Raw genomic sequence first — 13,603 nt, 5'->3', positions numbered from 1 at the left:
CGATCTCTCGCTCTCCCCTTCACCGCGTCGTACTTCCGAGCATGCTTAAGCAAAACTCATGTTAATTGGCTGTGAGTAATATCTATGAGGGCGATACGCAAACGGCTCCGGCGGCTTGATCTTCAAAATGAGTATGGATGTTTCGAGCCAGAACGAGAAGGTTCTTCTCATATGAGGGGCTGTGAGTTGTCAGTAGGTTAACCTGAGTTCGGTTTAAGCATGGTCTGGAATGACGACGCGGCGACAGGGAGATCGAGGGATGGGGCGATTTTTTATTCAAACAATTCTAATGCGGGTGTCCGTTGATGTCCCGTATCTTCCCCTCTCCGTGTCTCCCTATCCCAATGTCCCCGTGTTTTCAAGGCATTCGGATAACTCCTTAACCCGAACTGACGTTAGGTTATGCAATCTATCGAAACTCCTTCCTCCTGCGGATATCTTCCCCAAGGGGGGAAATAAAGCATTCTAGAATTTATTCAAAACGACTACGGATCTAAAAACTAAAAACTAAAAACTAAAAACTAGTTTTGAGAAAGTGGGCAATTTTGTCGGCGCTTTCGGGAATGCCTAAGGCTCCAGTTTGCTCTGACATGTTTTTGCGTTTTTCCGGTGATCGCATCACCTCTAAAACCATTTGGGTGAGTGCTTCGGGGGTCACTTGATTTTGTTGAACGAGCAATCCTGCGCCATGTTTTGCAAAGACTTCCGCGTTTAAGGTTTGGTGATCTTCGGCGGCGTAGGGATAGGGAATCAAAAGCGATGGTGTTTTGGTAATGGTCAACTCTGTCAGGGCACTTGCACCGGAGCGGCTAATGACAAAATCGGCGTTTTGGACTAACGCGGCAATATCGTGGGCAAAGGGCATTGACAAATAATTAGGGTCTTGAAAACTTTCAACATCGGGGTCATTTTTTCCTGTGATGTGGAGGATAAATGCACCTGCTTCGATCCATTGGGCAGCGCATTGACGGACTAATTGGTTTAAACCGACAGCTCCTTGGGAACCGCCCATGGCCAAAATAACGAGGCGATCGCCGGATAGTTTTTCTTTTAAATCCGCACTGAGCGGTTGGGGTGTCAGAAAATCTGCGCGCACAGGTGTACCGAGATGGAGGGTTTTTGCACCGGGAAGATATTTCGCTGTTTCGGCAAAACCAGTCAGTAATGTGTCGGCGCGTTTACCGATTAGGCGTGTCACTTTACCGGGCAAAACATTCGATTCGTGGAGAACAACAGGAATGCCTTGCCAGTTCGCCGCCAAGATAGCCGGAGCCGCAATGTACCCTCCTGTAGTGAATATCAGATCAATTTTGCGTCTGCTTAGTATTTGCTTTGTTTGAAAAATTGACCATAGGAGCTGTAGCCCATTGAAAACTTTGCGAATCGGATTGCCCTGTAGTCCTTTGGCCGTAACAATGTGGAGGGGATAGGTCTTGGGGACAAGGGTTGTTTCGAGGCGATCGCTGACACCGAGCCACTCAATATCGCAATCGGAAAGTTTTTCGGCCACGGCTAAAGCCGGAAAAAGATGGCCACCGGTTCCACTAGCTGCGATTAAAATTCGAGTCATTGCCACATTATCAGTCGTTTTTCGTCTCAGGTTTTAGAATAGACTAAACCTCCGACCAAATCGAGAGAACTAGCTTTAATCACTTGGAGCAACAAGGAATTTATGGGTTATTGGCAATCTGTTAAACGTTTTTCCCTCATGGCGATCGCCACCACTGCACTCACTTTTGGTACGGGCTTACGGAGTGATGCCAATACACCAAATACTGCGCCCCAATCTCTCATCACTTTACTAAATAGCATTGAGACCGCGGCCAACAATCACGAACTGGAGACAACTTTAGGATTCTACAGCGATACATTTCAGCATTCAGACGGTCTCAGTCGCGCATCCTACGGTGAATTTCTGGCGGAGCTTTGGCAAGATTATCCCCGCATGGAGTACGACATCGAGCTTCTCAGCTGGGAACAGGACGGCGATCGCCTCATGGCCGAAACCGAAACCAAAACCCGTGGCATCCGTAAACTAGAAGGCCGCTGGTCTCATCTCCACAGTACGGTGCGCTCGAAGCAATACTTTGAAAATGGCCAACTAGTTCAACAGGAAATTTTGTCAGAATCCTCCGAACTGACGAGTGGCGACAATCCCCCCTCTGTCCGCGTTTTAATTCCTGAGACCGTTAAACCCAAGGAAGATTTTGGCTTTGATGTCATCGTGAATGATCCCCTTGGGGATGAAATTTTGCTTGGTGGTGCGACCGAGGAAATTATTGGTGAAGGAACCTACAGCAACCCCGAAAATTTTGAGCTAGATATTTTGCCCGCTGGCGGTATTTTTAAACGAGTAGAAGCCCCAGAAGAAGTCGGAGATGTTTGGTACTCCGCAATTATTGTGCGCAGTGATGGCATTACCCTCGTCTCCCGCCGCGTTAAAGTGCAAGACACCTAAATTTCTAAATTTCTAAATTATTTTTGCTCATTTTATTGACGCAATCTTTCGTTTTTTGACTCAGGTTTTTATGACCTGGGTTTCTTATTAGCAACTTTTGTGGCGATCGCCGTACCCCTTTTACCCTGACTTCGTTGAATATACTTATCAAAATGCATCAACCCCATCAGGATTAGATCTTTTTAGAGGCGGGGGATAATTTGGTATTATGCAAAAGTTCTAAACATTTCTACACAATTAGAAAATCACAACTCATGGCAGAACAATTCCCATGGTTGACGGCAATGATTGCCCTCCCAGCTATTTCCGCACTGTTCATCCCCTTGATTCCTGACAAAGAGGGGAAGACTGTTCGTTGGTTCGCGCTTCTAGTTGGTCTCATTGATTTCGCGCTCATGTGCTATGCCTTTTGGCAAAACTTTGACACGAGTCTTGCGAGCTTCCAACTGACAGAAAGCTATAGCTGGATTGCTCCTCTAGGTATTAACTGGAGCTTGGCCGTTGATGGAATATCGATGCCATTGGTGTTGTTAGCGGGCTTTGTGACGACATTGTCGATGTTTTCGGCATGGCAGGTTAATCGTCGTCCGAAGTTGTTCTACGCCCTGATGCTGCTGCTCTACGCTGCGCAGATTGGTGTATTTGTGGCGAAGGATTTGTTTTTGTTCTTCCTCATGTGGGAAGTAGAACTGATCCCTGTTTATCTTTTAGTTTGTATTTGGGGTGGTAAACGCCGTCGCTATGCCGCCATGAAGTTTTTGCTTTATACGGCTGCGGCTTCAGTTTTTATTCTCGTTGCGGCCCTTGCCCTGAGCCTGAATTTGCCCGGTGCGCCAAACTTTGATTTTGCGGCGATCGCCGAGCATCAGTACCCCTTAAATCTTCAGCTATGGCTCTACGCAGGCCTGTTGATTGCCTTCGGTGTCAAACTCGCAATCTTCCCCCTCCACACCTGGTTGCCCGATGCCCATGGCGAAGCATCCTCCCCCATTTCCATGCTCCTAGCAGGCGTATTACTAAAAATGGGTGGCTATGGCTTAATGCGTTTTAACCTTGAGCTGTTACCCGATGCCCATGTTTACTTTGCTCCAGTTTTAGTCGTTTTAGGCGTGGTGAATATTGTCTACGGCGCATTGAGCTCCTTTGGTCAGACCAATATGAAGCGTCGCCTCGCCTATTCCTCTATTTCCCACATGGGTTTTGTGCTCATTGGTATTGCCTCTTTTACCGATCTCGGCATTAACGGCGCAATGCTGCAAATGCTTTCCCACGGCCTGATCGCGTCGGTTTTATTTTTCCTAGCCGGTGTAACGTACGATCGCACTAAGACAATGGTTTTGGCAGAAATTGGCGGTCTTGGGCAAGTGATGCCCACCGTATTTGCACTGTTTACAATTGGTGCTCTAGCCTCCCTAGCGCTACCGGGTATGAGTGGCTTTGTTGGCGAACTATCTGTTTTTGTTGGCCTCGCAACCAGTGATATCTACAGCAATACATTCCGCACAATTACGGTCTTTTTATCGGCAGTGGGCGTTATTCTTACCCCCATTTATCTCCTGTCTATGTTGCGTGAGATTTTCTACAAGAAAGATCTCGATTTATTGAGCTGTATGATTGGTGCTCCCAAAAAAGTGGGTGGCATCAACCCCAGTAGCTCCCCTGTCTGTTTCGGTAATGACTGTGTTTTGCCTAGTGATGCTGTTTACGAAGATGCTAGACCGAGAGAAGTTTTTATTGCGGCTTGTTTTACTGTGCTCATTATTGCGGTTGGTTTATATCCAAAAACGCTGATGCAAATGTATGACGCAAAAACTCAGACCTTAAATGCAACGGTCAGCCAAGCGCAGATTGCCCATGTTGAGGCGAAGGGTCAATTGCGCAGTCCTGATTTGATCAGTGCTAACTCGCTTTAGCACTAAATAATATCTTTAAATCATCTTCAATAGTTGGCGATCGCCCTTAGATAGAAATATCTGAGGGTGTTTTTTTAGACAGGGATTTTCCGTATTAAACGTCAGTGAATGTATGTCAATTTTTTTTCTTTTTCTAAATAACATCTTGATGGAAACACGAGAAGAAAAAAGATTTCACATAAAATGCTTTTTTGCCAAAGATGGAACAAAACAATAGCTTATAGTCTGATTAAAGACAGAGTGCTTTGAATCTCTTGAAAACAAAAACGATGTCGTCGCTATTCTCAAATTTTTGATTTTAGGTGCGTTAATAAAATTTGTTGGCGATCGCCTACAAAAAGAAAACAGGAAGTCTCAAAATTTTTTGAGTCTTCTAGATCGTTGTAATGACGATAGACACTGATGGAAATTGGCGGATTTTTCACCCAACTCTGAATTAAACAAACCTGCGGGAAGTTTGGTGATAGGTTCACTTGTTTACTAACCAGACATGGCATGAGAGGAAAGCCGCTTCTGTAGGGGGTGGCAATTGAGATAAGCTAACTAAAGCAATTTGGAAGATGAGAGTATCAAAGCTTCATGAGTGAACAATTTGATTATGATTTGATCATTATTGGTGCGGGCGTTGGCGGCCATGGCGCAGCACTCCACGCGGTGAAATGTGGCCTTAAAACAGCAATTGTCGAAGCGGCAGATATGGGCGGTACTTGCGTCAACCGTGGCTGTATTCCTTCAAAGGCACTCCTTGCCGCCTCCGGTAAAGTGCGGGAAATGAGTGACCAAAAGCATTTGCAACAGTTTGGCATCGGTGTAGAACAAGTTAGCTTTAGTCGTGAGGCGATCGCCGCCCATGCTAATGACTTGGTCAGCAAAATCCAGAGCGATTTAACCAATAGTCTCAAGCGACTGAAAGTCGACATTATCCGCGGATGGGGTAAAGTCGATGGCGCACAGAAAGTCTGTGTCATTGGCGACGATGGCGTGAAGAATCTCACAGCTAAAGAAATTATGATCTGCACAGGATCAAAGCCCTTTGTTCCCCCCGGAATTCAAGTAGATGGTAAAACTGTGTTTACCAGCGATGACGCGGTGCGCCTCGAAACCTTGCCCGACTGGGTAGCCATTATTGGTAGCGGTTATATCGGCCTAGAATTTTCCGACGTTTATACCGCCCTCGGTTGTGAAATTACCATGATTGAAGCGTTGGATGATTTGATGCCCGGCTTCGATCCTGAGATTGCCAAACTCGCAAAACGTGCCCTGATCGACCAACGCGATATCGAAACCTACACCGGCGTATTTGCCACCAAGATTATTCCCGGTTCCCCGGTCAAAATTGAATTGACTGACGCGAAAACAAAGGAAGTTGTCGAAAACCTTGAAGTGGATGCTTGCCTCGTGGCGACGGGTCGTGTGCCTGCCACAAAAAATCTGGGCTTAGACACAGTCGGTGTTGAAACAGATCGCCGCGGTTTTATCGATGTCAACGACAAAATGCAAGTCATTAAAGATGGCAAGGTTGTGCCGCACCTGTGGGCTGTGGGTGATGCTACTGGCAAGATGATGTTAGCCCACGCCGCTTCTGGTCAAGGGATTACGGCTGTGGAAAACATGATCGGTAATGAGATGACTGTTGATTATGCCGCGATTCCCGCAGCAGCCTTTACCCATCCTGAAATTAGCTATGTCGGTATGAGTGAACCCCAAGCTCGCGAAGCTGGCAAGGAAAAAGGATTTGAGGTAGCCACTGTAAAAACTTACTTTAAGGGCAACTCCAAAGCATTAGCTGAAAAGGAAACGGATGGTATCGCCAAGATCATTTTCCGTAAGGACACGGGCGAACTTTTAGGAGTTCACATTATGGGTATCCATGCTTCTGATTTGATCCAAGAGGCTGCCAATGCGATCGCCAACAAAAAGCCTGTGCAAGAATTAGCGTTTAATGTCCATGCCCACCCAACGCTGTCTGAAGTGCTTGATGAAGCTTACAAGCGCGCCAAAGTAACTGCATAATTCCTTTTTATTTCGTCATCTTTTGTAGGGGTTGAGCATGATCAACCTCTACTTTTTTTATGAGGTTTGTCCGTAGTTGTCCACAGGCTGCATCGGCCTCTAAACCTTTGGAATATCTGACACTCACTGCAATTTTATGGTCTTGGAGAATTTGCTTAAAGACGTTAATACGCTTTTTGCCGGGACGTTTAAATTCTTCTTCGCTAATGGGATTGTAGGGAATGAGATTAACGTGGCTTTGGAAACCTCGGAGATGTTTGGCTAGCTCTGTGGCGTGTTCTGGTAAATCATTCACTCCTGCCAACAAAATATATTCAAAACTCAGGCGACGGCGGGTGATATCAACGTATTCGCGACATTCATCCAGTAGATCATGAATCGGGTAATGCTTGGCGGTGGGGATTAAGGTTTCCCGTAGGTCTTGGTTGGGGGCGTGGAGACTCACGGCAAATGTGACTTGTAAATGCTCTTCTGCTAGGGCGCGAATTTTATCGGGAACACCGACTGTCGAAATGGTGAGGGAGCGCTGGCCGATGCCGATATCTTTATTTAAACTGTGAACTGCTTTAATGACTTCTTCAATATTGGCTAGGGGTTCGCCCATACCCATAAAGACAACATGACTCACCCGCTGCCGAAAATCTTCTTGGACGGTGAGTACTTGGTCAAGGATTTCGTAGGCTTGTAGGTGGCGCGTAAAGCCCATTTTTCCTGTGGCACAAAATTCGCAGGCCATGGCGCAACCGACTTGGGAGGAGACGCAAACGGTGAGGCGTTTTTCGGTAGGGATACCAACGGTTTCAATGATTAAGCCGTCGTGGAGCTTCAGAAGATATTTGCGTGTGCCATCGGGGGCTGTTTTGTGGTGATGGATCTGCGATCGCCCGACTGGATAATCCTGCATTTCGGCACGCCAAGCTTTGGGAAATACAGTGATCTCTTGGAGATTGTGAACACCTTTTTGATAGAGCCATTGGTAGAGCTGTTTGCCGCGATATGTCGGTTGACCTGTTCCCTCGATCCATTCTGTGAGTTCGGGCAAACTTTTGCCAAGGAGTACCGATTGTACTGATTGGGTCGTGGTCATAGGATTTAGAAAAAAAGGCGATCGCACTCACTAGAAGCGCATTGACTTTCCCATTGTGACACAGGAGTTTCTCCTTGCTGCCTCAACTAAGATCTTTGCCAAGACCCCTAAACATTACGGCATTTGCATCATTTCTGGCGGTGAAATTTTGGCATCGGTCTGCACGATTTGAGGTGCAATTTCATCGGTGGCTTGGTTAGCTGGGGGAGGTGCTAAGGGTTGGGCTGGGGTGACGGGCTGTTGGGATTGGTTAAGGCTCCAAGACAGGCCACTGACAGCACCCATCATGAGGGCGGTATAGCCCACGTAACGGCCAGCTTCGGTTGTCCAATTGTCTTCTACTTTTTTGGTCCCTTTGTAGCGGGACTCTGTTTGTTTTGGCATGGGAAATGTGGCGGCGATCGCCTCTCCATTTAGTCCGAGGGCTGTTCCTAGACGACGGATAAATCCTTTAACGTAGAGGGCTTCCGGCAATTTTTCTAATTCACCTGCTTCAATGGCAATAATATGGGCGGTGAGAATGTGGGTCATGTGATTGAGTTTGCTATGGGTGAACCCTCGTTTTTCTCTTGTGCGCTTTAATAACTCACCAATTTTTTTGAATTTAACTTGGCGCTCTTGCTCAAATGAAGAGGTTTTTGGGGCTGGCTCTGGCTCGATTAGGGGGGCAGCTAATTGCTTCAGATAGCCGGGTAGCCAAGGGGATTTTGGGTGTTCTAATTGAAATTTTTCGGGGGTAGCTTGCACTTCAGCAATGGTGGCTTTTACCGTTGCGGCAATCACTTTTTTTAGGAGTGCTTCTTTCTTTTTTGTGTCACTTTTGCTGGCATCAATGGTGGCGATCGCCGCCATGTAAGATTCATCAAACATTAGAGACTTTTGAATGCGCCGAGTTAGCTCCTGTTTGGCTAGGCCTTCCGTCGCCGTTGCGGTATTTGCCCCTAGGCCAGTTTCGTCTATATCAGGAAAATAATGGATAACTTTTTCTTCCTTGGTCACCTTGCGTTGGAGGGGTAGGACATTGGCCTCCGTCTTTTGACGAGTTGTTCCTTCTGGGAAATAGCAAATCTGGCTAGTAGACATAGTATCTGTGGTGAAGTAACGGTTAAACCTTGACGAGAGACTGACCCTGACACAGTGATCCGTAGATAGAGCAAGCCACCCTTCGGTAATTACTTACACTTCACTGACTATTTATTCGCATCAGGATAATTTTTTAGATTGTTGTTTTGCCAATATCAAAGGACATTAAACTTTGTTTAAAACCCTTGGGACGATTAGCAAACTGTCTTGTTGTCTTAAATCTGGCAAATCTAAGCTTTTATGATGAAAGGGTCGTTTGGAATCGCGTGCCATGCCATTCTTTGTTTGGTTCTGTCTCTGCTGCATCTTAATTTATCTAGGGATTTGTTTAGTTCTGTGGGTTGTGCAGCGACGGATTATCTTTGAGCCCCAGTGCCAGCCTGTCACTCCAATTCCAGATAATTTGGCGATCGCCTACGAAACAGAAAAACTCAAAGTTGGCGAAAAAAACACCGAAGAAATTGTGACTTGGTGGTTTCCCTGCGATGATGCCAAGGGGAAAACTGTGCTTTTGCTCCACGGCAATGGTGGCTACGAAATGGGTAATTTCCAGACATTAGAAATTTTGCATCAGTCCGGATTTAATGTCCTTATGGTGAATTATCGAGGGTACGGTGAAAGTTCTAATATTTTCCCCAATGAGCAACGTGTTTATGAGGACGCGGCCACTGCCTATGAATTTTTACGCCAACAAAAGCATATTCTGCCCAAGGATCTGTTAATTTATGGTCATTCTCTCGGTGGGGCGATCGCCGTCGAGCTAGCCACACGCTATGAATGTGCCGGGTTATTCCTTGAGTCGACCTTTGCTTCCATGCTCGAAATGTCTATCACTAAAACCTATATGCAGTTTTTTCCTATTAATTGGATTTTGCAGCAGCGTTTTGACACGCGCCAAAAAATACCTTTACTCAAGCTGCCCATTTTTCTTTGTCACGGTACAGCAGATGAGACGGTTCCTAGTTTTATGAGTGAAAGATTAATGGCGATCGCCAACCAACCCAAACGCCTTGAAATAATTGACGGAGCAGATCACCACAATCTCGCCCAAGTCGGCGCAAACACAATCAAAGAAGGTATTCAGTGGCTAAAAACACTTCAATCGGCAGATAAAGCAGCAACATGAGAAACTACCATCTTGTCATTGAGGCAGGAAAAACAGAAAAACAGTATTGGCGAGATATTTAGGCATTACTATGACTTTTTTAGCGATGATTACATCAAGTCTTATCTTCGGAAAGAAATGAACTTTCTCTTTCAAGGAGCCAATCAACTTTAATGCTCAGTAATTATCGACATTTGCGAGAAGTTGCTCGTCAATACATTAGCGGTGAACGAGGCAATGTTTTCCAGAATATCGCTTGGTTATTTTTTGAGCATATCTCTCGTATGGCGTTTGGTCTCGTCATTGGAGCTTGGGTTGCACGCTATCTAGGAGCAGAGCAGTTTGGGATTCTAAACTATGCAATTGCTTTTATTGGTTTGTTTAGTCCTTTAGCAAATCTTGGCTTGGATTCATTAGTGATTCGTACAGTTGTTCACGAACCAGAATTAAAAGATCAAATTTTAGGGACAACATTTTGGCTAAAACTATTAAGCTCCCTACTATGCTGTGGTCTAGTTTTGGGTGCAATTTTCTGGATTCGTTCAGAAGACTTAGTTATTATTCAAGTGGTTGCCATACTCGCAACAGCAAGTATTTTTCAAGCCTTTGATGTTGTTGATTTTTGGTTTCGTTCCCAAGTTCAGTCTAAATTTACAGTAATTGCTAAAAATAGCGTATTTCTATTAATCACAGGATTCAAAGTACTGCTAGTTATATGGAAAGCTCCTTTAATAACCTTTGCTTGGGTTATGTTTGCAGAAACTTCCCTAGGGGCGATCGCCTTGATTGGAATGTATCGTTTCCGAGGATATGATTTTTCGCTTGCTTGGAGTCTAGACTTAGCAAAACGACTATTAAAAGAAAGTTGGCCACTCATTTTGTCAGGCTTGAGTGTCATGATTTACATGAAAATCGACTTGATTATGCTTGGCGAAATGGTTGGCGATGAAGCAGTAGGCCTGTATGCCGCTGCAATTAAGCTTTCTGAAATTTGGTATTTTATACCGACAGCAATTACAGCTTCCGTTGCCCCATCAATCTATGCTGCAAAAAAGAATGACGAACTCTCCTACAACACGAAAATCGAAAAATTAATTCGCCTTTTAGTTCAACTTTCTTTGATTTTAGCTGTTCCTATATCTATTTTTTCTATGTGGATTATCCCAATAATTTATGGGCAAGAATATAGCCAATCAGGAATAATACTCAGTATTCATATTTGGGCTTCATTATTTGTGTTTATGGGGGTAGCTAGCTCTCCTTGGTTTATTGCAGAAAACTTAACACACTTATCTTTTCTGAGAACTTTTTTAGGTGCAATTATTAATTTGTTTTTAAATTACTTGCTAATTCCGTCATATGCAGGTGTCGGAGCTGCCTTAGCAACTGTAATTTCACAGGCAGTCGCTTCATATTTAAGTAATGGATTAACTCCAGTAACTCGTCCAATTTTTAATCTTCAATCGAAAGCCTACATGATAAGCATTTTTTTGTCTTCAAGTTGAATTGTGCAGTTAACAAATAACAAAACTTATAAAATGTTGAAAACCCCTATTGTTTTTATTATTTTCAATCGTCCTGATCTGACACAGATTGTTTTTAACGAAATTCGCAAGGCACAGCCAAGGCAACTTTTTATAATTGCAGACGGGCCCAGAACTTCAAAGGAACAGGCAAAGTGCCAAGCAGCAAGAGATGTCATTAAACAAATCGATTGGGACTGCGAAGTTTTTTATAACTACTCCGATGTAAATTTGGGTTGTCGTGAGCGAGTGTCAAGTGGACTTAATTGGATATTTAAGCAGGTTGAAGAGGCAATTATTTTAGAAGATGATTGTGTGCCAAATAGTTCGTTTTTTGAATTCTGTGAACAGCTTTTGGTAAGGTACAAAATGGATAATAGAATTATGTTGATTAGTGGCTATAACGCACAACAGTCATGGCAAGCAGATAAGCAAGATTATTTTTTTTCTAATTTAGGAGGTATTTGGGGATGGGCTAGTTGGGCGAGAGCTTGGAAAAATTTTGATCTTAAAATGACTCACTTAGATAAAGTAGTAAAAGATCGGAAGCTAAGGCATCTTTTGGGTGAAAAGCTTGGGAGAATAAGAGAGAATCAATTTTTAGATTGTAGAAGTAGGCAAGTTGATACTTGGGATTATCAGTGGGCTTATTCGCGTCACATTAATTCGGGTTTAGCGATTGTACCTAGTAAAAATTTAATTGAAAATATTGGTTTTCGTAAGGACGCAACTCATACGAAACATTCAACTAGACGAAAGGTTTATTCCGAGAATCTCGAATTTCCCTTGGAAACAAACAATATCTTAATACCTGACACGGAGTATGATGAACTGTTTTTCAAGAACAGTGAAAGCTTCATCCATAAACTAGCACTTAAACTCAGAAAAGCAACTAATATTTAATAACAACACAATCTGATAATGTCCATATGTTTATTGAATCCAGGAATCGAAAACCACCAAGGTTTTCCTAGCTCCAACTTGGGGGACTTGATTATTGAAAATGCTGTTAAAACTGAACTCTCTAAAATTTTTATGGATAGAGATATTTTGAGTATCTCAACTCAAAAATATTTGAGAGCCAATCAGGTAAAGTTGGTAAAGGATAGCTCTTTTACCTTCGTAGGAGGAACAAACTTATTGTCTTCTAATATGGAACAGTATCGACAATGGAAACTTTCTCCATTGGATATATACAGAGTGAAAAATGTGATTTTATTTGGTGTTGGTTGGTGGCAGTACCAGAATCCCCCTAATCTCTATACAAGACTTCTACTTAAATCGGTTCTTTCACATCAATATTTACATTCTGTAAGGGATGGTTACACTGAGAAACAACTTAGGTTTGCCGGATTTAAGAATGTTGTAAACACAGGATGTCCAACAATGTGGCCTCTTGCCCACCTCAAGCAAGAAGAGATTCCCCCGTTAAAAGCACCTAGTGTTCTTCTGATGCTTACAGATTACTCAAAGCGGCCGAGTATAGATAGTCAGCTTATTAGATTGCTATTTGACAAGTATGAAACAGTTTTTGTATGGCCTCAAGGTAGACAGGATTTAGAGTATATACGCTCCTTTAATAAGCCTTTTAAGATACTTGGTCATTCCTTCAATTCACTCAATCAATTTTTATCCTCTGGCGTAAAATTTGACTACATTGGAACAAGGTTACATGGTGGTATCAAATGTTTGCTAGCCAGAAAAAGAAGTCTTATATTGGAAATTGATAATAGAGCAAAAGAAATTGCCCGCGATACAAATTTACCAACGGCTGAAAGAGATGATTTTGCGCATGTAAGTGCTTGGATTGAAAAGCCTTTTTCTATAGATATAAGGCTTAATATTGATAATATTATGCTCTGGAAGAAGCAGTTTAATGCAACTAATGTATCTTAATTTAGGTTGTGGTTCAAGATTTCACGAGCAGTGGAGTAATATTGATTTTAAACCTAATCCTCCAGATGTAGTTGGGCATAACTTATTGAAGGGAATACCATTTAAAAACCAGACTTTTGAAGTGGTTTATCATTCTCACCTTCTGGAACATTTAAAGAAAAAGCAAGCGAAGAGTTTCTTGCATGAATGTTTTCGTGTTCTTGTACCAAAAGGAACTATTAGGGTTGTTGTTCCAGACTTAGAGCAAATTGTTCGTTGCTATCTACAAAAGCTAGAAGGCGTTGCTGAGCACAGTAAATTCAGGCCTGATTATGATTGGATTTTAGTTGAATTGTTTGATCAAATGGTGCGTGAGCAGTCAGGTGGAGAAATGAAAAAGCTTCTCACTGCTGAACAAATTCCTAATCAAGAGTTTATTTTGGAAAGGATTGGTTTGGAAGCACAACGTATTGTGGATTCGCATAAAAACACAGGGTAATCGCATCAAAATAAAAGACAGGAAAGGGGTAAAGTAAAGGAGCTTAT

11 protein-coding genes are annotated in these 13,603 nt (G+C 43.4%); 8 read left to right on the top strand and 3 right to left on the bottom strand.

The window, feature by feature from the left end; genetic code table 11:
• Positions 1–514: 514 nt before the first annotated feature.
• Entirely contained in the window at positions 515–1,570 is a 1,056-nt protein-coding gene (gene murG / locus NIES208_RS17690) for an undecaprenyldiphospho-muramoylpentapeptide beta-N-acetylglucosaminyltransferase (RefSeq protein ID WP_075894311.1), read from the bottom strand.
• 102 nt (positions 1,571–1,672) lie between these two features.
• Here murG and NIES208_RS17685 point away from each other — a divergent pair, with 102 nt between their 5' ends.
• The 3 genes from NIES208_RS17685 (at position 1,673) to lpdA (ending at position 6,384) form a co-directional block, all read left to right on the top strand.
• Positions 1,673–2,458 carry a hypothetical protein gene (locus NIES208_RS17685; protein WP_075894310.1) on the top strand — a complete coding sequence of 262 codons (786 nt, stop codon included), beginning with the start codon at positions 1,673–1,675 and terminating at the stop codon, positions 2,456–2,458.
• Between the two features lie 254 nt (positions 2,459–2,712).
• Positions 2,713–4,371, top strand: a complete 1,659-nt coding sequence (locus NIES208_RS17680; RefSeq protein WP_075894309.1) for an NAD(P)H-quinone oxidoreductase subunit 4 — start codon at positions 2,713–2,715, stop codon at positions 4,369–4,371.
• A 579-nt stretch (positions 4,372–4,950) separates the two neighbouring features.
• Entirely contained in the window at positions 4,951–6,384 is a 1,434-nt protein-coding gene (gene lpdA, locus NIES208_RS17670) for a dihydrolipoyl dehydrogenase (RefSeq protein ID WP_075894307.1), read from the top strand.
• A 7-nt stretch (positions 6,385–6,391) separates the two neighbouring features.
• Here the strand turns inward: lpdA and rlmN are convergent, their stop codons facing one another.
• Positions 6,392–7,471, bottom strand: coding sequence for a dual-specificity RNA methyltransferase RlmN (gene rlmN, locus NIES208_RS17665; RefSeq protein WP_075894306.1), 1,080 nt, complete (start codon positions 7,469–7,471; stop codon positions 6,392–6,394).
• A gap of 114 nt (positions 7,472–7,585) precedes the next feature.
• Entirely contained in the window at positions 7,586–8,554 is a 969-nt protein-coding gene (locus tag NIES208_RS17660) for a helix-turn-helix domain-containing protein (RefSeq protein WP_075894305.1), read from the bottom strand.
• Between the two features lie 271 nt (positions 8,555–8,825).
• On the opposite strand from NIES208_RS17660, the gene NIES208_RS17655 reads away from it, so the two are divergent.
• The 5 genes from NIES208_RS17655 to NIES208_RS17635 all read left to right on the top strand — a co-directional run bounded on the left by NIES208_RS17655 (position 8,826) and on the right by NIES208_RS17635 (position 13,556).
• Positions 8,826–9,680 carry an alpha/beta hydrolase gene (locus NIES208_RS17655; RefSeq protein ID WP_075894312.1) on the top strand — a complete coding sequence of 285 codons (855 nt, stop codon included), beginning with the start codon at positions 8,826–8,828 and terminating at the stop codon, positions 9,678–9,680.
• A gap of 152 nt (positions 9,681–9,832) precedes the next feature.
• Positions 9,833–11,164: a flippase gene (locus tag NIES208_RS17650; RefSeq protein WP_075894304.1), complete on the top strand. Its 1,332-nt coding sequence runs from the start codon at positions 9,833–9,835 to the stop codon at positions 11,162–11,164.
• A 3-nt stretch (positions 11,165–11,167) separates the two neighbouring features.
• Positions 11,168–12,085 (top strand): glycosyltransferase family 2 protein, encoded by a 918-nt coding sequence (locus NIES208_RS17645; RefSeq protein ID WP_216349432.1) that lies wholly within the window; start codon positions 11,168–11,170, stop codon positions 12,083–12,085.
• Positions 12,086–12,172: 87 nt separating this feature from the next.
• Complete coding sequence (locus NIES208_RS17640; RefSeq protein ID WP_171971805.1) at positions 12,173–13,078, top strand: polysaccharide pyruvyl transferase family protein; 906 nt, start codon at positions 12,173–12,175, stop codon at positions 13,076–13,078.
• Positions 13,059–13,556, top strand: coding sequence for a class I SAM-dependent methyltransferase (locus NIES208_RS17635; RefSeq protein ID WP_075894301.1), 498 nt, complete (start codon positions 13,059–13,061; stop codon positions 13,554–13,556). The genes NIES208_RS17640 and NIES208_RS17635 overlap by 20 nt, the downstream gene beginning before the upstream one ends.
• Positions 13,557–13,603 lie beyond the last annotated feature (47 nt).

Origin of the sequence: [Limnothrix rosea] IAM M-220 (assembly GCF_001904615.1) — a bacterium.
Classification (GTDB): Bacteria; Cyanobacteriota; Cyanobacteriia; order Cyanobacteriales; family MRBY01; genus MRBY01.
Note: the sequence above shows the minus strand (reverse complement) of the source record. Positions and strands in the feature narration are given on the sequence as shown.